Annotated in this window: 18 protein-coding genes; 8 read left to right on the forward strand and 10 right to left on the reverse strand. The window is 73.8% G+C overall.

The annotated features are described in order from the left end of the window. Positions 1-6: 6 nt before the first annotated feature. On the forward strand, positions 7-1,011 hold the full coding sequence (locus ACFVFR_RS07855) for a MerR family transcriptional regulator (protein WP_383698810.1): 1,005 nt from the start codon (positions 7-9) through the stop codon (positions 1,009-1,011). A 105-nt stretch (positions 1,012-1,116) separates the two neighbouring features. Here the strand turns inward: ACFVFR_RS07855 and ACFVFR_RS07860 are convergent, their stop codons facing one another. Next, on the reverse strand, positions 1,117-1,539 hold the full coding sequence (locus ACFVFR_RS07860) for a VOC family protein (RefSeq protein ID WP_383698811.1): 423 nt from the start codon (positions 1,537-1,539) through the stop codon (positions 1,117-1,119). A 272-nt stretch (positions 1,540-1,811) separates the two neighbouring features. Next, entirely contained in the window at positions 1,812-2,789 is a 978-nt protein-coding gene (locus ACFVFR_RS07865; protein ID WP_383698812.1) for a threonine/serine dehydratase, read from the reverse strand. Between the two features lie 312 nt (positions 2,790-3,101). Here ACFVFR_RS07865 and ACFVFR_RS07870 point away from each other — a divergent pair, with 312 nt between their 5' ends. The 4 genes from ACFVFR_RS07870 (at position 3,102) to ACFVFR_RS07885 (ending at position 6,867) form a co-directional block, all read left to right on the forward strand. After that, on the forward strand, positions 3,102-3,704 hold the full coding sequence (locus ACFVFR_RS07870; protein ID WP_383698813.1) for a PadR family transcriptional regulator: 603 nt from the start codon (positions 3,102-3,104) through the stop codon (positions 3,702-3,704). Positions 3,705-4,027: 323 nt separating this feature from the next. Continuing rightward, positions 4,028-4,648: a peptidase gene (locus ACFVFR_RS07875; RefSeq protein ID WP_383698814.1), complete on the forward strand. Its 621-nt coding sequence runs from the start codon at positions 4,028-4,030 to the stop codon at positions 4,646-4,648. Between the two features lie 12 nt (positions 4,649-4,660). Continuing rightward, the gene (locus ACFVFR_RS07880; RefSeq protein ID WP_383698815.1) at positions 4,661-5,722 is read left to right on the forward strand and encodes an EamA family transporter; all 1,062 of its coding nucleotides are present in this window, start codon (positions 4,661-4,663) and stop codon (positions 5,720-5,722) included. Between the two features lie 170 nt (positions 5,723-5,892). Next, positions 5,893-6,867, forward strand: coding sequence for a DMT family transporter (locus ACFVFR_RS07885; RefSeq protein ID WP_383698816.1), 975 nt, complete (start codon positions 5,893-5,895; stop codon positions 6,865-6,867). Between the two features lie 133 nt (positions 6,868-7,000). Here ACFVFR_RS07885 and ACFVFR_RS07890 read toward each other — a convergent pair whose 3' ends face one another. Further along, positions 7,001-7,771, reverse strand: coding sequence for a pyridoxamine 5'-phosphate oxidase family protein (locus ACFVFR_RS07890; RefSeq protein ID WP_383698817.1), 771 nt, complete (start codon positions 7,769-7,771; stop codon positions 7,001-7,003). Between the two features lie 35 nt (positions 7,772-7,806). On the opposite strand from ACFVFR_RS07890, the gene ACFVFR_RS07895 reads away from it, so the two are divergent. After that, the gene (locus tag ACFVFR_RS07895) at positions 7,807-9,138 is read left to right on the forward strand and encodes an aminotransferase class I/II-fold pyridoxal phosphate-dependent enzyme (protein ID WP_383698818.1); all 1,332 of its coding nucleotides are present in this window, start codon (positions 7,807-7,809) and stop codon (positions 9,136-9,138) included. Here the strand turns inward: ACFVFR_RS07895 and ACFVFR_RS07900 are convergent. Then, the gene (locus tag ACFVFR_RS07900; RefSeq protein WP_383698929.1) at positions 9,129-10,229 is read right to left on the reverse strand and encodes a DMT family transporter; all 1,101 of its coding nucleotides are present in this window, start codon (positions 10,227-10,229) and stop codon (positions 9,129-9,131) included. The two genes, ACFVFR_RS07895 and ACFVFR_RS07900, sit on opposite strands and share 10 nt — an antisense overlap. A 413-nt stretch (positions 10,230-10,642) precedes the next feature. Between ACFVFR_RS07900 and ACFVFR_RS07905 the strand changes: the two genes are divergently transcribed. Next, positions 10,643-11,560: a LysR family transcriptional regulator gene (locus ACFVFR_RS07905; protein ID WP_383698819.1), complete on the forward strand. Its 918-nt coding sequence runs from the start codon at positions 10,643-10,645 to the stop codon at positions 11,558-11,560. An 830-nt stretch (positions 11,561-12,390) separates the two neighbouring features. On the opposite strand, the gene ACFVFR_RS07910 is transcribed toward ACFVFR_RS07905, so the two are convergent. From ACFVFR_RS07910 to ACFVFR_RS07935, 6 genes are all read right to left on the reverse strand, one after another. Continuing rightward, complete coding sequence (locus ACFVFR_RS07910; protein ID WP_383698820.1) at positions 12,391-12,816, reverse strand: Rieske (2Fe-2S) protein; 426 nt, start codon at positions 12,814-12,816, stop codon at positions 12,391-12,393. 62 nt (positions 12,817-12,878) lie between these two features. Continuing rightward, positions 12,879-15,209 carry a prolyl oligopeptidase family serine peptidase gene (locus ACFVFR_RS07915; protein WP_383698821.1) on the reverse strand — a complete coding sequence of 777 codons (2,331 nt, stop codon included), beginning with the start codon at positions 15,207-15,209 and terminating at the stop codon, positions 12,879-12,881. 169 nt (positions 15,210-15,378) lie between these two features. Then, positions 15,379-16,119, reverse strand: a complete 741-nt coding sequence (locus ACFVFR_RS07920) for a class I SAM-dependent DNA methyltransferase (RefSeq protein ID WP_383698822.1) — start codon at positions 16,117-16,119, stop codon at positions 15,379-15,381. Between the two features lie 139 nt (positions 16,120-16,258). Beyond that, the gene (locus tag ACFVFR_RS07925; RefSeq protein WP_383698823.1) at positions 16,259-16,588 is read right to left on the reverse strand and encodes a hypothetical protein; all 330 of its coding nucleotides are present in this window, start codon (positions 16,586-16,588) and stop codon (positions 16,259-16,261) included. Positions 16,589-16,666: 78 nt separating this feature from the next. Next, positions 16,667-17,392, reverse strand: coding sequence for a leucine-rich repeat domain-containing protein (locus tag ACFVFR_RS07930; RefSeq protein WP_383698824.1), 726 nt, complete (start codon positions 17,390-17,392; stop codon positions 16,667-16,669). Between the two features lie 82 nt (positions 17,393-17,474). Next, complete coding sequence (locus ACFVFR_RS07935; protein ID WP_383698825.1) at positions 17,475-20,762, reverse strand: right-handed parallel beta-helix repeat-containing protein; 3,288 nt, start codon at positions 20,760-20,762, stop codon at positions 17,475-17,477. A 187-nt stretch (positions 20,763-20,949) separates the two neighbouring features. Between ACFVFR_RS07935 and ACFVFR_RS07940 the strand changes: the two genes are divergently transcribed. Further along, positions 20,950-22,143, forward strand: coding sequence for a S8 family serine peptidase (locus tag ACFVFR_RS07940; RefSeq protein WP_383698826.1), 1,194 nt, complete (start codon positions 20,950-20,952; stop codon positions 22,141-22,143). The last annotated feature ends 116 nt before the right edge of the window (positions 22,144-22,259 follow it).

A 22,259-nucleotide genomic window follows, 5' to 3' on the forward strand; every position in this document is an offset into this window, starting at 1 on the left:
CGAGCGGTGTTGATCGGTGAGGTGGCGCGACGGGCCGGGGTCAGTGCCCGCATGCTCAGACACTACGAGTCGCTGGGCCTGGTCCGGCCGACGGGGCGTACCCATGCCGGATATCGCGAGTACTCCGGCGCGGACATTCGGCGGATCTTCCACGTCGAGAGTCTGCGGTCGTTGGGGATGTCGCTGCGTGATGTCGGGCGTGCGTTGGACGACCCCGAATTCAGGCCCTCGGAACTCGTCGCCGACCTCATTCACCAGACGCGCGAACGCCTCGCGCGGGAGACGGACCTACTGACACGGCTGCGCCGGATCGACGCCGCGGAACCCGCCGGCTGGCAGGACGTCCTCCAGGCGGTCGCCCTTCTCCAGGCGCTGGGGTCCACCCGCGCCGGGACGCGTCAGCGCGCGGCCCTGGCCTCGGTCGAGGAGGCTCCCGGATCGACGGAGGCCCTGGTCGAGGCGGTGTTGGGGGAGGCGGACCCGAACGTCGCCGGGGCCTTGCGCTGGGCTCTGGCGCAGTCCGGTGATTCCGCGATGGCGCCCCTCGCGGAGGCCCTTCACGCTCCGACGGGCGAGGTGCGAGAACGTGCTGTGCGGGTCCTTGTGGAAATGCCGGGTGAAAAGGCGACCGCGTTGCTCCGGAATGCCCTCGGGCATGTCGACGTCGTGATCCGTCGGTACGCGGCACTGGCACTCGGAACGCGCGGAATGGCCGACGCGGCCCCGGTACTTGTCGACATGATCGCCGCGGCGGTGCACGACGTGGAGGCGGCCGACGCGTTGAGTGTGCTGGCGAGCGACCCCGTACGGGCGGATCAGATCGCTACCAGGCTCGTGGAACGCCTGGCGCACGGTGCCGGTGAATCATCCGTGCGCCGCCGCCTGACGCAGGCACTCGCGGACATTCCGGGAGCCGTGGCCTCCCGCGCGTTGGCGGGTCTGTCCCACGACCAGGACCGTGCCGTCGCGCTGACCGCCGGCTACATTCGCGGATTGCGCGACGCGCGCTGACGGGGCGGTGCCTTTTCCACCCCGGCCCGTGGGGGCGGTTCCTGTGCCGACTCCGGATATGCGGATACGCGTGTGTATTCGCTGCCAGATCGGGCGAGAACCGCGTCAGCAGAGGCAGAACTCGTTGTCCTCGATGTCCCGCATCCCGATGCACGACTCGTTCTCGCTGTCGGCGGGCAGGAGGTAGGCGCGCACCGCTCCGAGCGCGACCAGCCGCGCGCACTCGGCCTCCAGGGTGGCGAGGCGCTCCTCTCCCACGAGCCCCGTACCAACCCGTACGTCGAGATGTACGCGGTTCTTGGCGATCTTGCCCTCCGGTACGCGCTGGAAGTAGAGCCGGGGGCCCGCTCCCGAGGGGTCGACGCAGGCCGCCCGGTCCTGCGGCTCGGACGGCCGCGAGCCGTCGTCCTCGGTGGCGTACGCCTCCTCCGGCGGTATGACGTATCCCAGTGCCTCGCACCAGAAGCGGGCGACGCGCTCGGGGTCCGCGCAGTCGAAGGCGACCTGGAACTGCCTGATCAATGCCATCGGCTCACTGTAGCGGCGCGGGGCGCGCCGAAGGCCAGGGCGCCGGCGCGAGCGGGGCGCGGCGGGGGAGCTGGTGACCATCGGCCACCCTGTCGCGTGTTCGCGGTCAGGGCGTCGGGTCCGGTGTGTCGAGCAACGCCCGCCGGACAGCAGCCGAGCTCTCCCTACGCCGACGCGGCGCCGCAGTCGGCATCGGACCAGCCACGGAAGACGGGCCCCTACCTCGACCAGCCCGCGACCGACGGTCGATCGAGGGGCCCGGTCGGTATCCGTCACGGCCTGTCGACGGGTGCGCCGATCCAGCGGTGATACGCGTCCATGTCGACATTGCTGCCGCAGACGATGGTGGCCACGTGTCGGCCGGCGAAACGGTCCCGGTCTTCGAGGATCGCCGCCAGGCCGAGCGCGCCCGACGGCTCGACGACGAGGCCGGCCTGGCCGAGGAGCATCCGCATACCGGTGACGATCGACGCCTCCCGGACCAGGACGGCGTCGTCGGCGACCAGGAGAAGGTCGTCCAGCACGGCCGGGATGGGATACCGGGCGGCGACGCCGTCGGCGATGGTGTCGGTGGTGTCGGTGGTGACGACGCGCTGTTGGCGCCACGAGCGGGTGAGCGCCGGCGCGCCCAACGGCTGGACGCATATCACCTCGACCTCGGGGGCCAGCGCCTTGATCACATGCCCCACGCCGGTGGCCAGCGCCCCGCCGCCGAGAGCGATCAGGACGGCGTCGAAGGCCGGCGCGGTCTCCACCAGTTCCAGGCCGATGGTCGCCGCGCCCTCGCAGGTCTCGATGTCCAGGCTGTCCTCGACCAACCGAACGCCGTCGCGCAGCGCGATGGCCGCGGCCCGCTCGCGTGCCATCTCGTGGTCGCCGTCCACCAGTTCCAGTCTGGCGTCCAGCGCGCGGATGCGGTCGAGTTTGGCCCGCGTCGCGAAGCGTGACGCCACGACGGTGACATCGAGTTCCCGGCCGCGACCGGACCAGGCGAGAGCCTGGCCGAGGTTGCCCGCGCTCGCGCACACCACGGCTCGCGAACCGGCGTCGGCGAGTTGGCTCGCGACCACCTCGGTGCCGCGGGCCTTGAAGCTGCGGACCGGGTTCGCCGTTTCGAGCTTGATGCTCACCGCGCATCCGAGCTGAGGCTCCAGCGCCTCGCAGCGATACAGCGGGGTGTCGAGAAACATCGGGTCGATCACCCGGCGAGCCGCTCGGATCCGAGCGGTGTCGAGGCGCGTCTCTTGCATGGCACGGCAGCCTAGCGCCGCTGGTAGGGACTTCACGAGCCCTGGTCACGGCCCGCTGGGCAAGCCATCGGCGCGTACCCGGTGGCACACACGCGAATGGTCCCGCCTCCGCCGAGACGCGCGCCGGCTCCCCAACCGCCGTGGCACTCCATCCGAGATCGCGGTCACGTGCTGGCGTCCGCCTGTCGAATGTGCTTGTCGAGCGAGCGGTTGCGATATATCGTTGAAGCATCGCGATCGGTTGACGATGAGACGTTGGCGTTGATCGCGATGAGTCAGGGGATGTCGGAAACGAGCAGAAGGATCACGATCATGGGATACGGATTCGGTCACGGTCATGGACGTGGGCGCGGCGAACGTGGGGTCGGGCACGGCTGGGGAGAGGGTGAGGGGCGGCGTGCGGCCTTCGGCCCGTTCGGCCCGCCTTTCGGGGGGCCGCCGTTCGGCGGTCGGGGGCGGGGAGGGCCGCGTGGCAGGGCGCGGCGAGGGGACGTCAGGGCGTCGATCCTGGCGTTGCTGCGTGATCGGCCGATGCACGGCTACGAGATGATCCAGGAGATCGGCGAGCGCAGCGGCGGCGCCTGGCGTCCCAGCCCCGGCTCCGTCTACCCCACGCTTCAGATGCTGGAGGACGAGGGGCTGATCAGCAGCGTCAGCGAGGGCGGCAAGAAGCTGTTCACGCTCACCGAGGAGGGGCGCACCGAAGCCGAGGCGGGGCCGCGGGCTCCGTGGGAGGAAGCGGGGCGCGGCGTGGACTGGGAGACGGCGCAGGAGATCAGGCAGGCCGGCGTGGGCGTCATGGAGGCGCTGGCCCAGGTCTGGAAGACCGGTACCAAGGAGCAGCAGGCCAAGGCGCTCGCCGTGATCGGCGATGCGCGTAAGAGGCTGTATCTGATCCTCGCCGACGAGGACTGAACCTCCGGCAGCGCCCGGTCCGCGCGGTGTCGCCGCTCCGGCGGGTCGCGGCGGATCGGCGGCTCGGGCGTGGCTGACGGGGACGCGGACGACGGTCGTGGCCGCGGGCGTACGGCGAGTCGCCGGGCGGCGCCCGCCGTGGGGCCCGTGGGGCGTGGCTCGCCCGCTGCGGGAGTGCGCCGGTTCTCCTCCGCAAGGAGGAGGTCGTGGCCCTGCGTGCCCAACCAGCGTGGGAGGGCCAAATGCTCCCCTGCGTGGATGCTTCGGGCTACCGGGGCTGATGTGGTGAGAGGGTGCAAAGTCGTACTCCCCTTTCCGGCCAGGTGGAATCGGTCGCTCCGGGCGGCCTCCGCGAGCCCGCCCGTGTCGCGGGCCCGGCCGGTGCGGGCGGTGCCGACGTCGGCGTGGACGCTCTCGGCTCGACGGTCGTCCTGGGTGACGAGCTGACGGCGGTGATCGCCGCCGCCCGACGGCGCGCGTATCGCGACGGCAATCGACACATCGACACCGCTCATCTGCTGCACACCGTGCTGGAAAGCGTTCCGTGCGCGGCGGCTGCCTTCGAGGGAGGCCCGCCCCAGATGGCGCGCGTGCTGAGCTATCTGGCGCAGCGGACCATCGGCTACGGCCTGAACTGGCACGGCACCGTGGAGGACTCCGGTGCCGTGCCGGTGGCGCGTACCGGCCGCGCCTCGTGGTCGCCGGCCGTCGCGGCGGCCGTGGCCCGGGCCGGTGACCGGGCCACGGCGCGTGGTGCCAGGCTGGCCCAGGGGTTCGACCTCTTCGCCGCGCTCACCGACGACCGCGAGTGTCGTGCGGTGGCAGTGCTGCACGGAGCCGGGGTGGACCTGGAGGTGCTGGCGCTGCGGTTGGCCGCCGAATCGGCCCGGTTGGCGATCGAGGCTGCCAGGAGTGATCAGCATGACGGTCCTGACGGGGACTGACATGATGGGCCGATGCACCTGTCCCAGGGGCGTGGCGCCGGGCTCGGACTCGCGCTGGTGTCGGCGCTCACCTTCGGCAGCTCCGGCGTCGCCGCCAAGCCGCTCATCGAAGCGGGGCTCGACCCGCTCCACGTGACCTGGCTGCGGGCCGCCGGCGCCGCGCTGCTCCTGCTGCCCGTCGCCTGGCACCATCGGACATTGCTGGTGCGACGGCCGGCACTGCTCGTCGGATTCGGCCTGTTGGCCGTCGCGGGCGTGCAGGCGTGCTACTTCGCCGCGATCTCGCGCATCCCGGTGGGAGTGGCGCTGCTCATCGAGTACCTGGGGCCCGCTCTGCTGCTCGGCTGGGTGCGCTTCGTGCAGCGACGTCCGGTCAGCCGTGCCGCGGCCGTGGGCGTCGTGCTGGCCGTCGGCGGGCTGGCCTGTGTGGTCGAGCTGTGGGCCGGGCTCAGCTTCGACGCCCTCGGGCTGCTTCTGGGCCTGGGCGCCGCGTGCTGCCAGGTCGGCTACTTCCTGCTGTCCGACCACGGTGGCGACGCGGCGGAACCGGTCGAGCCGTTGGGCGTGGTCGCCTACGGACTGCTGGTCGGGGCACTCGCGCTCACCGTGATCGCCCGGCCCTGGGGCATGGCCTGGTCGGTCCTCGGCGGACGGGCGGACATGAACGGCACACGCGTCCCGGCCGTGCTGCTCCTGGTCTGGGTCGTGGTCGTGGCCACCGTCATCGCCTACCTCACCGGAGTGCTGGCCGTACGACACCTCTCACCGCCGGTGGCGGGGGTCGTCGCGTTCCTGGAAGCCGTGGTGGCGACGCTGCTGGCCTGGGTGCTGCTGGGGGAGCGGCTGGCGGCGCCGCAGGTGCTCGGTGGCCTCGTGGTGCTCGGCGGCGCGTTCATCGCGCAGACATCCACACCCCGGCGTGCCGCCACGGCGCCGATCACCGGCTCGCCGCCCACCGCTGTGACCAGCGCGGACAGCCCGGAGCCGGCGGCTGGCGCCGGCTCCGAGCGGGCACAGGCCGGCCCGGAGCCGGGTGCCGACACGGAGTTGTCCGGCGGCTCGCGGACCACCTAGTGTGCTGATCATGCCGATGACTGTGCTGCCGCCTCCTGCCCGCTAGGGCGGGCGGCTCTCACCGGAAGACTGAGTTCGAGGGCGCACCTCGGACAGGTTGACGCTGCCCGCACACGGACGACGTGACCGACATCAGCCCCCAGTGGGCTGTCTTCCGTGGGAGAACCTTCGTGCTCACTCCTGTGCACTCCGCCCTGCCCGTCGGGCGCGGGCTGGCCTACATCACCTTCGCCGCCACCACCTGGGGCACCGCCGGCGCGGCGGCCTCACTGCTCTACGACACCAGCGGCCTGGGCCCCCTCGCCCTCACCTTCTGGCGTACGCTCGGCGGCTTCGCCCTCATGCTCCCCGTCGTACTGCTGCGCGCCCGTCGCCGTCGTACGCCCCGTCCCCGCTCCGTTCTCTCGCGCCGCGACCGCACGCTGCGCGTCGTGGTCACGGGGCTGGGGCTGACCGTCTTCCAGGCCGCCTACTTCGAGGCGGTCGACGCCACCGGCCTGGCCGTGGGTACCGTCGTCACGCTGGGCGCGGCCCCGGTCATGGTGGCGCTGGCCGGCCGGGTCACCGTCGGTGAACGGCTCGGCCTCGGTGGTGTGTGCGCCGTCGTCGGAGCGCTGGTCGGCCTGTCGGTCCTGGTGTTCGGCAGCGAGGGGACCGGCACGGTACGCCCGGCGGGGGTCGGGCTCGCGCTGCTCTCGGCGGCTGGCTACGCCACCATCACCGTCTACACCCGCTATCTGGGCCACGCGGGCACGGGCGCGGACCCCTACGTCACCACCGTGACCTCGTTCGCCGTGTGCACCGGGTGCCTGCTGCCGTTCGCCGTCGCGGAAGGGCCGCTGCCGCAGGCCCACCAGCTGGGGCAGACGGTGACTCTGCTCGCCTACGTCGCCGCGGTGCCCACGGCGCTCGCCTACGGTCTGTACTTCACGGGCCTGGCCGTCGTCCGCGCCACCACGGTCTCGGTGATCACGCTGATCGAGCCGGTCACGGCCGCGGTCATCGCTGTCGCGCTGCTCGACGAGCGGCTGACGGCGGCGACGGTGCTGGGCACCGCCGTGCTGCTGTGCGCCGTCGCGGCGCTGGCGCTGGCCGAGGCACGCAGTGCCCCCGCTACCGGGACGGACTCGGCTCCGGTCGGCTGACCTGGCGGCCGGATCGCCGCGGCACCGGGCCGCTCGGGTTCGGGTACGCCTCGGTGCCCGGGCCCGGGCCGGGTGCGGACCTGGCCCGGGCCCGGGTCGGTCGCTGAGGCGCGACGTCGCATCGCGTACGGGGTCAGCGGCCGGCGAGGTAGTCGGGGAGGGGGATGGCGGGGTCGAGGTCGTCGGAGGGGATCGGCGCACCGTACTGGGGAGCCACGGGCAGCACTCCGGCCCAGTACGGCAGTTCGAGGTCCTCGGGCTCGTCGTTGGGGCCGCCGACGCGCCACTTCGCCGAAGCCTCCGTGAGGTCCAGGCGCAGGACAGCGGTGGCGGCCAGCTCCTTGGTGTTGCCCGGGCGACAATCCGCGGCACGGCCCGGCACGACGTGATCGACCAGGGCGTCGAGGGCCTCGGTGCGCTCGTCCGGGTCGGTGACCTGGTGGGCGACGCCGTGCACCACCACGGAGCGGTAGTTGATGGCGTGGTGGAAGGCCGAGCGCGCCAGCACCACCCCGTCCACGTGCGTGACGGTCAGACACACGGGCAGTCCCGCCGGCCGCGCGTCGTCCTCGGTCGCGCCGTCGCCGCCGGTCGCCGATCCGTTCGCACCGGCCATACGCAACGGACGCGAACCGGTGGAACCGTGCACGTACAACCGCTCGCCCACGCGGGCGTAGAGGGTCGGCAGCACGATCGGGGCGCCGTCCCTGACGAACCCGAGGTGGCAGACGTAGGACTGGTCGAGCAGCGAATGGACCAGATCCCGGTCGTAGGCGGCGTGGTCGCGGTCCCTGGAGGTGACGGTGCGGCTGGTGGGCCCGTACGCGGCGGGGGCCGCGTCCTCGGCGGTCTTGTCAGCCTCCGACGCAGGGGTGAAGGTGGAGGCGGATTCCGCGGCGGCCATTGCCTTCTCCTTTGTATTAGTGCATACTCTTCTTTGTGCTAGGAGAGTATCGGATCGAAGGGCGGCGCGCTGCTGATATTGCCGCCAGTGTGGAGCGGGCCGTCGGGTTGGGCGGCCTCGCCCCAGGTGAACTGCTGCCACCCATGCGGGAGTTGGCGGTGGAGCTGGGCGTGAATCCCAACACGGTGGCGGCGGCCTATCGTTCGCTGCGCGATCGTGGGGTCATCGAGACGGCCGGTCGGCGGGGGAGTCGGGTGCGCTCCCGTCCGTCGAGCACGGCCCGGGAGATGATCGGCTTCGACGTTCCCGAGGGGGTGCGCGACCTCGCGACGGGGAATCCGGACCCGGCGCTGCTGCCCTCGCTGGGCGACGCCCTGGCGTCGGCGGCGGCGCGGTACGAGGAGCGGCCGGTGCTCTACGGGGCGCCCCTGGTCTCGGCCGAGCTCGCGCGGCTGGCGCGGGAGGCCCTGCGTGCCGACGGGGTGCCACAGGGGCCGATCACCGTCGTCTCGGGCGCGCTCGACGGGATCGAGCGCGTGCTCGCGGCGCATCTGCGGCCGGGCGACGTGGTGGCCGTCGAGGACCCGGGGTGGGGCAGTCTGCTCGACCTGATTCCGGCGCTCGGCCTGCGCCCCGAGCCGGTGGCGCTCGATGACGACGGCCCGCTGCCCGACCAGGTCGAACGGGCGGTGCGGCGGGGCGCGAGGGCCCTGATAGTGACCAGCCGGGCGCAGAACCCGACGGGTGCGGCGATCGGCGCCGAGCGCAGCCGTGAGCTGCGCGCCCTGTTGGCCGACCAGCCGGGTCTGTTGCTGATCGAGGACGACCACGGCCATGACATCGTCGATCTGCCGCTGCACACGCTGGCCGGGACGACCAGTCACTGGGTGCTGATCCGCTCGACGGCCAAGGCGCTGGGTCCGGATCTGCGGTTGGCCGTGCTCGCCGGCGACCCCGTCACGGTGGACCGGGTGGGCGGTCGCGCGCGGCTGGGCCCCGGCTGGGTCAGCCATCTGTTGCAGGACGCGGTGGTGCGGCTGTGGCAGACCGAGGCCGTTCAGCCGGCGCGGGTCGCCGCGTCCTATGGCGAGCGCCGCGACGCGCTGATCGCGGCGCTGGCCGAGCGGGGCATCGAGGCGTACGGGCGCAGTGGGATGAACGTGTGGGTGCCGGTGCCCGACGAGACCGGCGCGGTCTCGCGCATGCTGCACGCGGGTTGGGCCGCCGCTCCGGGGGCGCGCTTTCGGATGGCCTCCCCGCAGGGCATACGGCTGACCATATCGGCGATCGGCGTCGAGGAGGTCGAGGCGCTGGCCGACACCGTCGCGGCGGCGATACGCCCGGCACTCGTGGGGCGTTACGGCTGAGGCGGGGTCTCGCCGGGCTGCCGCGCGGTGGGAGAGGGGCGCGGCTTCCGTTGGGTCAGCGCGGCCCCCGCGAGCACGATGGCCGCGCCGACCGGAGTGTTCCAGGTGAGTGTCTCGCCGAGGAGTAGTACGCCCGAGGCCGTGGCGACCGCCGGGGTGAAGTAGGTGACCATGGTCGCCGTCGTGGGCCCGATCTCGGCGACCAGGCCGTACTGGAGGAGGAAGGCGAATCCCGTGCCCAGGGTGCCCAGGGCCAGCACGGACAACAGGGGAAGCAGCGGCAGGGAGTCGGGGGTGGCGGCGAAGAAGGGGGCGACCAGGCCGAGTTGTGCGGTGCCGAGCAGGAGCTGACCGCCGGCCATGGAGAGGTGGGAGTGCGGGATGTGCGCCAGGGTCCGGCGCACGTAGATCCAGCCGGTGGCGTAGCTGAGCGCGGCGATCAGGGCCATCGCGGTGCCGGCCGGGTCCTGGCCCGAGAAGCCCTGCCAGGCACCGAGCACGATCAGTACACCGATGAACCCCAGGCCCAGCCCGGCGATGCGGCGGCGGGAAGGCCGGTCCTCGGACAGGGCGACGAGCGAGAGGAGCATGCCCCACAGGGGTGTGGTGGCGTTGCAGATGCCGGCCAGCGTGGTGGAGATGTGCAGCTCGGCGTAGGCGAACAGCGAGAACGGAAAGGCGTTGAGCAGAAACGCCGCCACGGCCAGGTGGGCCCAGGTGCGGCCACCGCGCGGCAGCCGCTCCCGCTTGACGACCAGGACGGCGAGCAGGACGAGCGTGCCGAACAGGAGACGCCCGAAGGTCACGTACAGCGGGGCGAAGCCCTCGGTGCCGACCTTGATGAAGAGAAAGCTGAAGCCCCAGATGAGGCAGAGGACGGCGAACCGCAGCCGCCAGTGCGGTAGGGCGCGCTTGCGTCCGTCCGGCGCGGGCGGGTGGGCCGTAGTGCGACGGGTCGCGGAGGGTGCCTCGCGGTCGGTGACCGACGCGACGGCCCGAGCTCGCGCGGTGGCTCCAGACGGCAGCGCGGTCCGAGGCGGCGTGGCCGGAGCCGTGGCTGTGGTCGGCGGCGGGGCTGGGGATGCGGCCAGGGCTGGATGCGTGGGCGAGGTGCTCCGCGTCTCGCCGGTGAGAGGTGGAAGGGGCGGCGCCTGTGTGGCGGCGGGTGGGGTGGCCTGGGTGCTGGGGGTGGAGGGTGCGGCTTCGGTGGCCGTGAGCCTTGCGGTCGCGTGCCCGGGGGCCGGGGTGCTGACAGCCTCGGGGTCGGGCTCGTCCGGGGGGCTCCCGTGGGGCGTGGAGTGGCGGGGGGCGGGGTCGTTGAGCTGGAGGGCGGTTGGCTGGGAGGTGCCGGGTTCCGTGGCCTCGGGGTGGGGTGGGGCGGCGATCGGGGGAGAGGTGGCGGAGGTGCCTGGGGTGGCGGGGGTGGGCATGGTTCTCACGATGGCGGCCGAGATGAGTTAGAACAATCGAGATTATGTGACCCCCTCTGCGTAGCATTGCTTACATGTTGAACTTGGACCGCCTGCGGACGCTCTACGCCGTAGCGCGTCACGGCTCCGTCAGTGCCGCTGCCGACGGGTTGCACGTGACCACCTCCGCCGTGTCGCAGCAACTGGCCAAGCTGGAACGGGAGACGGGGCAGCAGCTCCTGGCCAAGAACGGCAGGGGAGTGCGGTTGACCGACGCCGGTCGTCTGCTGGCCGACCACGCCTCGCGCATCCTGTCCCAGGTCGAGCTGGCCCAGGCCGATCTGGAGGCGCAGCGTGGGCGGGCCGTGGGCGAGTTGGCGTTGGGGGCCTTCCCGACCGCGGCGCGTGGGCTGTTCCCGACGGCGCTGGCCCGGTTGCGCGGGGAGCACCCGCAACTCCGCGCCCGACTGCGGGAGATGGAGCCTGGCGAGGCGATTCCGGCAGTGGTACGGGGAGACGTGGACCTGGCGGTGGTGCTCGACTGGTACAACAAGCCTCTCCCCGTGCCCGACGGGCTGGTCAAGGCGCCGCTGCTGGACGATGTCGCCGATGTGGCGATGCCGGCCGCGCACCCGCTCGCCGACCGGAGCGAAGTGGACCTGGAGGAGTTCGCGGACGACGAGTGGGTTTCCTGGCCCAAGGGGGAGTTCTGTCACGACTGGCTGATGCTCACGCTGCGCGGAGCGGGCATCGAACCCCGGATCTGTCACATGGCGGAGGAGCACCACACCCAACTCGCCCTGATCGCCGCGGGGCTCGGTGTCGCCGTCGCACCGCGCCTGGGGCGGGGGCCGATTCCGGACGGGGTGCGGGTGGTGCCGGTCCGGCACACGATGCGGCGGCACATCTACGCCGTCTGGCGAGCGGACGCCGATCGACGCCCGTCGATTCGGGCGGCGGTGGACATGTTGCGGGTGGCCGCGATCGAACTCGCCGAAGCGGAGGAGGGGTAGGCGCCGCTTCGCGGGGCGCGGCCGGGTAGCCGCTGGCGAGGGGTACTGGCGTCGGAGCACGGGAGTACCGGGGGGAGGAGATGCGGCGGGGCGAGACGACGGGGCCGCGCCGGGCGCGTATCCGTCGCGGTGGGGGCTGGCCGGGAGCGAGGTGCGTCCGTCCGGGACGGTGTTCCGCGTGGGACCGCGCATCTCCGCCGGCCCGGTGACCAGCGGCGGTGGTCGACTCCGGGCGGGTTCGGAGTCGCCCCGCCCCCTCGCCTCGCGATACCCCGGGTCGGTGCTGGGTGGCGGGCGAACGGCCAGGTGGCGCGGGGCGCGGACGGACGAGGCCGTAGCGGGCACTGTTGCCACGGCCTCGCACCTCCGCTTGCCTTGACCTGCTGACCTGCTGACCTGCTGACCTGCTGACCTGCTGACCTGCTGACCTGCTGACCTGCTGACCTGCTGACCTGCTGACCTGCTGACCTGCCACCTCCTGGCTCGGCTGCTCAGCGGCTCGTGGACGCGCGGGAGCGCTGCCTCGTCGTCTCGTGGGTGGCTCGTCCGGCGTGGTGCCTGTGGTGCGCCCGGTCGGCTTCGCCGGTCGTCGTCGGGATGGTAGCCGGCCCGTTTCGGTGTCGGCGGCGCCTTCCGGCGTCGTGACGACGCTGTGGTGACCGGTCGTGCGGGCGGCCGGGGCCCGGCATGGTCGCTGGCGCGCTTGGCCGGGCCGGTCGGGGCGGGGGCGTCGTGGGGCGGCTGGCGTGGGGGCGGGGCTCGGCGGCGGGGGTGGGGCGGGGGATGGGGTAGCCGATGTAGTGGTGGTGTTGGACGTGCGGTGGGTGAGGTCAGTGCAGGGTGAGGGTGTCGGCCGAGACGGTCACCTTCTTCGCCTTCAGTGGGCGTCGGGCCGGGCCGGCCTTGACGCTGCCGTCGGTGATGTCGAACTTGCTGCCGTGGCAGTCGCAGTTGATGGTGCCGTTGGCCACGCTCGCGACCGGGCAGCCGTTGTGCGTGCAGATTGACGTGAACGCCTTGTAGGTGCCGGCCGTCGGTTGGGTCACCACGACCTTGGCCTTCTTGAAGATGACGCCGCCACCGCGCGGGATCTCGGACGCCTTGCCCAGGGTGCGTGGTGCCGCCGACCCGCCCTCCGAGCCGTCCCCCTTGTCGTCGCCGCACGCCGCGAGCACGGCGGCCAACCCGGCCACCCCGACGGCGGCCACCACCGTGCGTCGGGTCGCCTGCGGGCGGGCTCTCGTCGGTCGTGCCATGGTGCTGCCTCCCGGCCTGAAGGTCCTGCGGAGGTTCCGTGTGGACGAGCGGAACCCGGCGTTCAGGAGCCGAGGGACCGGTGGAGAAAGTCGACCTGGAACCGCAGAAGGTGTTCGGTGACCGCATTGTCCACGGGAAGGTGGGTCGATCCCGGGAGCGGCAGCACCGTGTGTGGCCGTCCGGAGGACAGCAGTTCCGCCGAGAAGCGCAGGGTGTGCGCGGCCAGGACGTTGTCGTCCGCGAGCCCGTGGATCAGCAGCAGCGGGCGGCGTAGCAGATGGCCGTGGCCGATGAGCGAGGACGCGTCGTAGGCCGCCGGGTTCTCGTCCGGATGGCCCAGGAACCGTTCCTTCCAGTGCGTGTCGTACAGCCGCTGGTCGGCGGGGGCGGCGCCGGCGACGGCGGCGTGGAAGACCTCCGGCCGGTGCAGCACGGCGCCGGCCGCCAGGTAGCCGCCGAACGACCAGCCACGGATGGCCACCCGGTCCAGGTCCAGGCTGGGGTGGTCGGCGGCTGCCGCGTGCAGGGCCTCGACCTGGTCGTCCAGGACGGGGGTGAGCAGGTCGCCGTAAATGGCCTTCTCCCACGCCGGGCCGCGCCCCGGTGTGCCCCGGCCGTCGGTGACCAGCACGGCGAACCCCTGCTCGGCGAACCACTGGGACACGTGGGTCCACCAGGGACGGCAGTTTCGTACGAGGCTGAGCGCGGGCCCGCCGTACGGGTCGAGCAGAACCGGCAGCCTGCCCTGTCCCGGGGTGTGCCACGAGGGCAGGTACAGGGCGCTGCGCAGCGCCCGTCGGCCCAGGCGCAGCAGGGTGGGGCGCGGCGTCAGCACGGGCCGTTCGGCGCGCGAGCCGATCCGGCCGACCGGCACCCCGTCGCGTAGCACGGTGACCGTGGCGCCCTCGGGCGTGCGGCTGTCGAGGACCACCGTGCCGCCGCCGCACACCGCGTCGTGTACTCCGGAGTCCTGACTCAACCGGCGCGGGCCCGTGTCCGGCGCGTACGACCATATGTGCCGCTCGGTGGGTTCGGTGCTCGCGGCGAACACCACGTGCTCCCCGTCGACGCCCAGTACCGCCTCGACCTGAAGGCCCTCGGGCGTCTCGAACGTCCGCCCGCCCGCGTCGCTCGGCCGGCCCTCGCTCCCCGCCCGCCGCGGGCCGTGCGCGGTGTCGTGCGCGTCGCGCGCCGTGGCGTGCGTTACGCCGCTCTCGGCGTGGACCACGCGCAGGCCCCGGGTGTCGGCGCTCTCCCAGGGCCAGACCCGGGCGCCGGAGGCGGTGCGGGCCGGCAGGCCGGGCACGATCTCCACCCACGCCGGGTCGCGCCGCTCGTGCAGGACGTGGGTAGCGCCGGTGCACGGGTCGGCCGTGAGGACGCGCAGGGTGCGCTGGTCACGGCTCTGCACGGTCAGTACGGGATGTGCCGTCGCGTCGCGCGGCGCCGCCGTGGACGCGTTCGCCGAGGTGGGAGGCAGCAGGTGGGCGCCGTCCGCGTGGCCACCCTCCCACCCCGCGGTGACCAGGTACTCGAACGCGGTCCGATCCCAGCGGATCTCGATGCGCGCGCCGTCGAGGCTGACGAGGTGCAGCGACACGTCCGCGTTGGCGGTGCCCGCCGACGGGTAGCGCAGCGCGCGCGGCCGTTGGCGCGGACGTGCCGCGTCGCCGATGAACAGGCGGCGCACGGGGCTGACGTCCACGCGCGCCACGAGCAGGGAGCGCCCGTCCGGGGCCCACCAGAAGCCACGGTCGCGGCCCATCGACTCGGCGGCGACGTACTCGGGCAACCCGTAGCTGACCTCCGGGCCCTCCGGTGCGAGCAGCGGGCGCTCCGTGCCCACCTCGCGCCCGTCGCCGCGCCCACGGCCGCGCGCGCCGGCCGGGCCCGCCGTGGCCCGCTCGCTCGTGGGGTCGTGCGGGGCGGTCAACTCCACGACGTGCAGCGCGTTCTCGCTGACGTAGCCGATACGCCGCCCGTCGGGGGAGACGCGCGGGTCGACGACCGGGCCGGCGGCGGTCACGGGGAAGGGGGCGCCGTCGGTGCGCACCGCCCACAGCGCGCCGCCCAGCGCGAAGGCGGCCACGCGTCCGCGACGGTCGACGCTGTAGGACACCACGCCCTCGGAGTGCTCCCGGGCCCGTTCGCGGCGCAGTCGCTCCGCCGTGGGGACGGCGCCTCCCGCGCCGGTGAGCGCGCGCGGGTCGGCGAGCACGCGCTCCGCGCCGTCCTCCCACACCCACAACGAGCTGGTCGGATCGCTCCCGCTGGCCGAGCGGACGAAGAAGACGCGGCGGCCGTCCTCGGAGACGGCGAACCGTTGGGGAACACCGAGCGCGAAGCGGCGGGTACGGGCGTACTGGGCGGGGAAGGCCGCGATGTCGTTCATGTCGACACTCTGACAGGGGGTACGCCCGCCCTGGCCCCCGCGTGCCCCGTCACCTCCCCGCCCCGGCTCTCCCGCGCGCGCTTCCCGGGTGCCGCCCCGGCCCGCCTCGCCCGGTGTGGCCGGTTCCGCCACCTCCGTGGCCGGGGGCGGCGTTGGTCCGGGGCGTCGGTCAAACGGTCGGCTTCTCCCAGACCGAGACGTGCTGTTCGCTCTCGCTGGTGAACGGCGCCCGTGACCAGTCCGCCCAGCGGTCGCGCAGTCGCAGGCCGGCGAGTTGTGCCATCAGGTCCAGCTCGGACGGCCACACGTAGCGGAACGGGAAGGAACGGTACTGGGCCTGCCCGTCCCGGATGGTGACGTAGTGCGAGCTCATGGCCTGTGTGACGACGTCGTAGGTGTCGAAGCCCCACCGGGTGGGGCTGATGAGGAACGGCACGGCCTCCTGACCCGGCGGCAGCCGACGCAGCTCCGGCACCCCGACCTCGATCACGAAGCGGCCACCCGGCGCCAGATGGGCGGCGGCGTTGCGGAAGCAGGCCACCTGGGCCTCCTGCGTGGTCAGGTTGTTGATCGTGTTGAAGACCAGGTACGCCAGGGAGAAGGAGCCCGCCACGCGCGTGGTGGCGAAGTCGCCGATGGTCACCTCGACGGCGTCGCCGCCCGGCTTGGCGGCGAGCCGGGACGTCATGGCGCGGGAGATGTCGATGCCGTGCACCGGCACCCCGCGCCGGGCCAGCGGCAGGGCGATCCGGCCGGTGCCGACGCCGAGTTCGAGGGCCCTGCCCTCCCCTGCGAGCTCCGCGAGCAGGTCGACCGTCGGGTCCACGACCGTCGGCTCGAACCTCTCGGCCGACGACGCGTCGTAGGAGGCGGCCACGTCTTCACCGAAGTATCCGTCCGCGTCAGGCATGGGCGGACCGTAGCGCGCGCGATCCCGTCGGCGCGCGTGAATTTCCCCCGCGCACGGTCGGGTTCGGCGCGGCCGGCACCCGAGCGCGCGGGCAGCCGGGGCGGGTCGCCGGACCGGGCGCGGGCGGCTGTCGGAGGTGTCAGGCGTCCCAGTCGTCGATGGCCGGCAGGCGGCGCGCGACGATCGGCAGCCGGGCCGGCCGGCGGTGACCGTGACGTTGGACGCCCATGACGCCCGTGACGTCCGTGACGTCCGTGACGTCCGTGACGCCCGTGATGCCCGTGACGCGCGACGCCAGCGGCGTGGCGAGGTGCCAGGGCAGCGCGACCCGTACGTCGGCCCGACAGTGGCCGAGGCCGTAGCCGGTGACGCCGTGGTCGAGCCGCGCCCCGTGGTCCGCCCGCACCACCTCGTCCTCGATCGCGCGCCGCACCCGCGTGTCCAGACGCGTCGCCCACAGCCGGGCCACGTCCCCACCGAGTCGGCCACCCACGCGAGCCGGCGCGCGCCCGGGTGAGCCTCCTGCGCGCGACCCACGGCACGTCCCCTACGCCAGGACGACGCAGCCCCGGTCTTCCAACGCGGCCACCAGCGGCGACCACGGGTCGACAGCGTTCCATCGCAGGTCCAGCTTCTCCAGGGCGGGCATGCGGGTGACCCAGTCCGGCAGGCCGGTCAACCGGTTGCCGCGCAGGTCGAGGTGGCGTAGCAGGGGAAGGCCGGCCAGCGGCGGGGGCAGCTCGGAGAGGGCGTTCTCGCGCAGGTCCAGATGGCGCAGTGCGCGCAGGTCGGCGACGGTCGACGGCAGGGCGGTGAGCGCGTTGCCACGCAGCCACAGCTCGCGCAGCGCGCGGAGCCGGCCGATGGTGGCCGGGAGTGTGGTGAGCCGGTTGTGCTGGGCGCGGAGCTCGACGAGGCCGGCCAGGGAACCGATCGTCGCCGGCAGGGCGGTCAGGGCGTTCTCGCCGACGTTGAGGTAGCGCAGTCGAGTCAGGCCGCCCAACGTGTCCGGTAGCCGTTCCAGCCGGTTGTCGTGCAGGTAGAGACAGCCGCTGAGTCCGGTCAGCCGGCCCAGCTCCGAAGGCACCGAGGTGAGCGCGTTGTGCCCGAGATCCAGCGTGGTCAGCCCGCGCATCCGCCCGACCCGCGGGGAGAGGGACGTGAGCCCGTTGTCCGCCAGGATCAGCACGCTCAATCCGGTGCGCTCCCACACCTCGTCGGGCACCGCCCCGAGCCGGTGTCGCCACAGGTTGAGCGTGTCGGTCACGGTCATCCCCCTCGTCGTCGCTGCCCGATGCCGCCCCGGCGCGCCCACCGGCCACGCGCGGCCAGCGGCGCCGGGCCCGGCTCCCCTCCTAGCCCGGCAGGTCCTCCGGCAGGAGCAGGCGCAGGTCGGCTACCTCCGGGGCGGGGATGGTGGCCAGGCGGCGGGCCTGCCGGGTCATCATGGTGTCGAGGAGGCCACGGGCCGTGCGGGCGTTGCCGAAGGAGTCGTCGCGCGGGATGGCGTCCACGTACGCGCGCAGGGTCGCCAGCGTCCGGGGCGCGTAGTCGTACCCGGAGTCCGCCGCCTGCCGGCTCAGGATGCCGACCAACTCGTCCGTCGTGTAGTGCTCGAACTCCACGGTGCGCGAGAAGCGGGAGGCCAGGCCGGGGTTGGAGGCGAGGAAGCGGCCCATCTCCGCGGTGTACCCGGCGGCGATGACCACGACCTCGTCGCGGTGGTCCTCCATCAGCTTCAGCAGCGTCTCCACGGCCTCCTTGCCGAAGTCGGACGTCGCGCCCTCGGGGGTGAGGGTGTACGCCTCGTCGATGAACAGCACGCCGCCCAGGGCGCTTTCGAACACCTCCCGGGTCAGCCGCGCGGTGTGGCCCACGTACCGGCCCACCAGGTCGGCGCGCGCCACCTCCACGAGCTGCCCCGTGGCCAGCACACCCAGGGAGTGCAGCAGTCCCGCGTACAGCCGGGCCACCGTCGTCTTGCCGGTGCCGGGTGGGCCCGAGAAGACCAGGTGGTGGCTGATCCTGGGCGCTGGCAGACCGGCGGCCTCGCGTTGTCGGGACGCGGCGAGCAGCGAGACCAGGTCGGTCACCTCGCGCTTGACGGCGCTCAGGCCCACCATCGCGTGCAGCCTGGCCAGCAGTTCCTCGGAGCTGTCCCCGCTCGCCGCCGTGTCCGGCGCCGGTGGCGCCACGTCCTGCGGCAGCAACAGCGTCAGATCGCTTTCGGCGGGGTCGGGCAGCGAGGCGAGCCGGGACGCCTGGCGGTCCACCATCTCCTCGAAGACCCGCCGGGCGGCCCGCCCGTTGCCGAACGTGGCGTCGCGCGGCATGCGCGCGTAGTGCGCGGCCAGCGCGTCCAGGGTGCTCGGGTCCAGTTCGTACCGGTGTGCCTCGCACATCGACCCGGTGATGGTGACCAGTTCGTCCACCGAGTAGTTGGCGAACTCGATGGTGCGCGTGAAGCGGGAGGCCAGGCCCGGGTTGGAGGCGAGGAAGGACCCCATCTCGTCGGTGTAGCCGGCGGCGATGACCACGACGTCCTCGCGGTGGTCCTCCATCAGCTTCAGCAGCGTGTCGACCGCCTCCCTGCCGAAGTCGGCCCCCGAGCCCTTGCCGTCGGAGAGCAGCGTGTACGCCTCGTCGACGAAGAGGACACCGCCCAGCGCCTCGGTGAACGCCTCGGTGGTCTTGATGGCCGTACCGCCGATGATCTGTGCCACCAGGTCGGCCCGGGAGACCTCCACCAGGTGGCCGGAGCGCAGGACGCCCAGTTCGGCCAGGATGCCGCCGTACAGCCGGGCCACCGTCGTCTTGCCGGTGCCGGGTGGGCCCGAGAAGACCAGGTGGCGGCTCATCGGCGGGGCCGGCATGCCGAGCCGGGCGCGACGGGCGGCGAGCTGGTTGAGATTGACCAGGGTGCGGACCTGGTCCTTGACGTCGGCCAGCCCGATCAGGGCCTCCAACTCCTCCAGCGGCCCCTGGGGCGCGGGCGCCCCCGCGCGGCCCGCGCCACCCGCCGTGCCCTCGGCCACGTCCTCGCCCCAGGCGTCGGGGACGGCGTTGCCGGCGCTGGTCAGGTCCGCCACCGTCAGCCGGTCCCCGGCCCGGGTCTGGCGCAGCCCGGCGCCCCGGTTGTCCCGCACCACACAGCCGCTCACGGAGACGGGCTCGGCGCTGTCGACGCGGATGCCGTCGCCCGCCGCACCGTTGACCTGGCAGGCGCTGAGCGCGGCCCGCGCGCCCTGGGCGAGGAGTACGCCGTGCGCGCCGGAGTCGGTGACCTGGGTGCGGAGCACGGTCAGGTCGGCGCCGTCGTCCACGACGATCCCGGAGGCGGAGGCGGCGTGCACGTGGCAGTCGCGCAGCGTGCCCAGCGCGTCGGCGGCGGCGTGCACGCCCGCCTCGGCGGCGCCGCTGACGCTGGTGTCGCGCAGTTCGGGGCGCGCGCCGGAGGCGATCCGTACGCCCGCGCCGCCCGCGCCCTCGACGGCGCACCCCAGGAACTGGCCCTGGCCGTCCTCGACGACCTCCAGGCCGTGCCCGCGCGGGGTGAGCAGCCGGGCGTGGCGCACCAGCGGCCTGGCGCCGGTGCGGACGAGCAGTGCGCTGCCGGCCGCGTCCGTCACCTCCAGGCGGTCGAACTCGGCGAGGGCGCCGTCCTCGACGAGCACGGCGCCGGTGGTGTCCGCGCAGTCCCGCACCGTGGTGTCGGTCAGCGTCGGCGTGCTGGAGCCCAGCACCCGGATGGCGGGGCCCGCCGACGCGTCGAAGGAACACGTGCGGAAGGTCCCACGGGAGCGCTCGGTGACGGCCAGTCCGTTGCCCCGGGTGCGGCGGGTGTGACAGCGCAGCACCTCGGGGTCGGCGCCGGAGGCGAGCGCGAAGCCGGGCCCGGTGGTGTCGGTGACCGTGACCTCCTCCAGGACGGGACGGGAGGAGCTGGTCACGTAGACGCCGACGGCCGTGTCGTGGACGGTGGTGCGCAGCACGTGGGTGCCGCTGCTGCCCTCCAGGGCGACGGCGGGCTTCTCCGCGCCGGACACGTCGCAGTCCTCGACCAGCCCGCGCGCCTCGCCGCTGGCCAGGATGCCGTTGCCGCGCGCGTCCCGCACCCGGCAGCCGCGCACGGTCGTACGGGCCTGTTCGCTGAGGACGATGCCCGAGGTGCCGAGGTTCTCCACGACGCAGTCGGCGATGACACTGCCGGTGTCGGCGGTGTCCACGATGCCCGCGCCGACCGGGTTGCTCACCCGGCAGTCGCGCATGGCGACCGCGCCCGACTCGCGTGCCAGGACGGCCGTCCACCCGGTGCCGACCACCGTGCAGCCGTCCATGGCGACCTGCCCGCGCGGCGCGTCCACCACGGGCAGGTCCTCGCCGCCACCGCGCAGCGTCAGGTCGGTGAGCATCACCGCGTCCGCGACCAGGACCAGCGCGGTGCCCCGGTGCGGGCAGATCTCGACACTGCCCCGCTCGCCCTCGGCGACGATGGTGACCCGGTTGCGTACCGTGATGTTCTCCGGGTACCGGCCGGGTCGGACGCGGATCACCGCGCCCGTACGCGCCTTGGCCAGGGCCTCCCCGATCGTCCGGAAACCCTCGGGTTGTCCCGCGTCCACCGTGAGCAACTGCCGTGACACGCTCGCCCCTTCTCGTAGTCGCCGCCGACGCCGATCCTTTCGCCCCGAGGCGGAGCGGCCGGTGGAACACCGGTGGTGCCCCGGTGAACGCTGGGCGACCGGGAGTCTCATCTCACGTGCACATTCGGCGAGTTGACGTGCGGTGAGCATCGCCGCGCCCCCACCCTGACTGCATACTATGCGGATCATGCGACGCGCCCGTAGACACCGTGTCCGAGGAGCGGGAGCGCTGGCGCTCGCCGCGCTGCTGACCACCGCCGGCCCCCGGGCCCTGGCGGCCGAGCCCGTGGAACTGCCCGTCCTGCGCACCACCCTGGCCCCCGGCGAGTCGTGCGTACGCCCCTCCACCACCCGCGCCGAGGCCCGGCCGTGGACCGTTGGCGCCCTCGGGCTGCCGCGCGCCTGGTCGCTGTCGCAGGGCGAGGGGGTGACCGTGGCCGTGGTGGACACCGGGGTGGGGTCAAACGTCGCGGCGCTGGCCGGCCGGGTGCGCGGGATCGACGGGGCCGACGAGGACTGTGTGGGGCACGGGAGCTTCGCGGCCGGGCTGATCGCCGGCGCCCGACTGGAGGGGGTGGGCCCGGCCGGGGTGGCGCCGCGCTCGCGCGTCCTGGCCGTGCGCGGCACGGACGCGCGGGGCGTGCCCTCGGCGCGGCGGGTGGCCGACGGCATTCGCGCGGCGGCCGACGGCGGGGCCCGCGTCATCTACGTGGGGCACGCGCTGACCGACGGGCGCGCGGAGCTGACCTCGGCCGTCGCCTACGCGGGCCGGCACGACGCCCTGGTGGTCGCCCCCGCCGTACCCGACCCGGTGCCCCGCGCGCCCGGCGCGCGGCAGGAGCCCGCCCCGGAGCAGCCGTGGTACTGGCCCGCCGCCGCGCCGGGCGCGCTGGCCGTGGGCGGCTACGGCCCCGCCACCAGTTCCCCGACCCGGGCCCCGGCGCCCCCACGGGTCGCCCGCCTGGACCTCGTGGCGCCGGGGGAGATGGTGGTGGGCGTCGGGCCCGGTGGCTCGGGGCACTTCCTCGGCTCGGGGGCGTCCCTGGCCGCGGCGCAGGTGGCGGGGGCGGCGGCCCTGGTGCGGGCCCAGCGCCCCGGACTGAGCGCCCCACAGGTCGCGCGGCAGCTCACGGCGGCGGCCTACCCCGCCTCGCCACCGCGCCTGGACCCGTACGCGGCGATGACCGCCGTCCTGGGCCAGGAGCGGGGCGCCGCGCCGCGCCCGGCACCCGCCCGGATGCCGGACCCCGGCTCCACCACGTCGCGGGACCGGGCCCTGCTCGTCGCCGGGGTGGCCGGCGGTCTGGTGCTCGTCACCGGGGCCCTGCTGGCCGTCATCCCGCGTGGCCGGGCGCGCGGCTGGCGCCCGGAGGGCGGCTAGCGCACCCGCGCCCGGCCACGGCCGGGGCGCCGCGTGGCGCCCGCGCGGGCGCCGGTGGCACCTCGGCCGTGTCGCGGGGCGGGGAACCGGGGCCGGGCGGTACGCGGCCCCGGTCG

It is taken from the genome of Streptomyces sp. NPDC057702 (assembly GCF_042799315.1).
Lineage (GTDB): Bacteria > Actinomycetota > Actinomycetes > Streptomycetales > Streptomycetaceae > Streptomyces.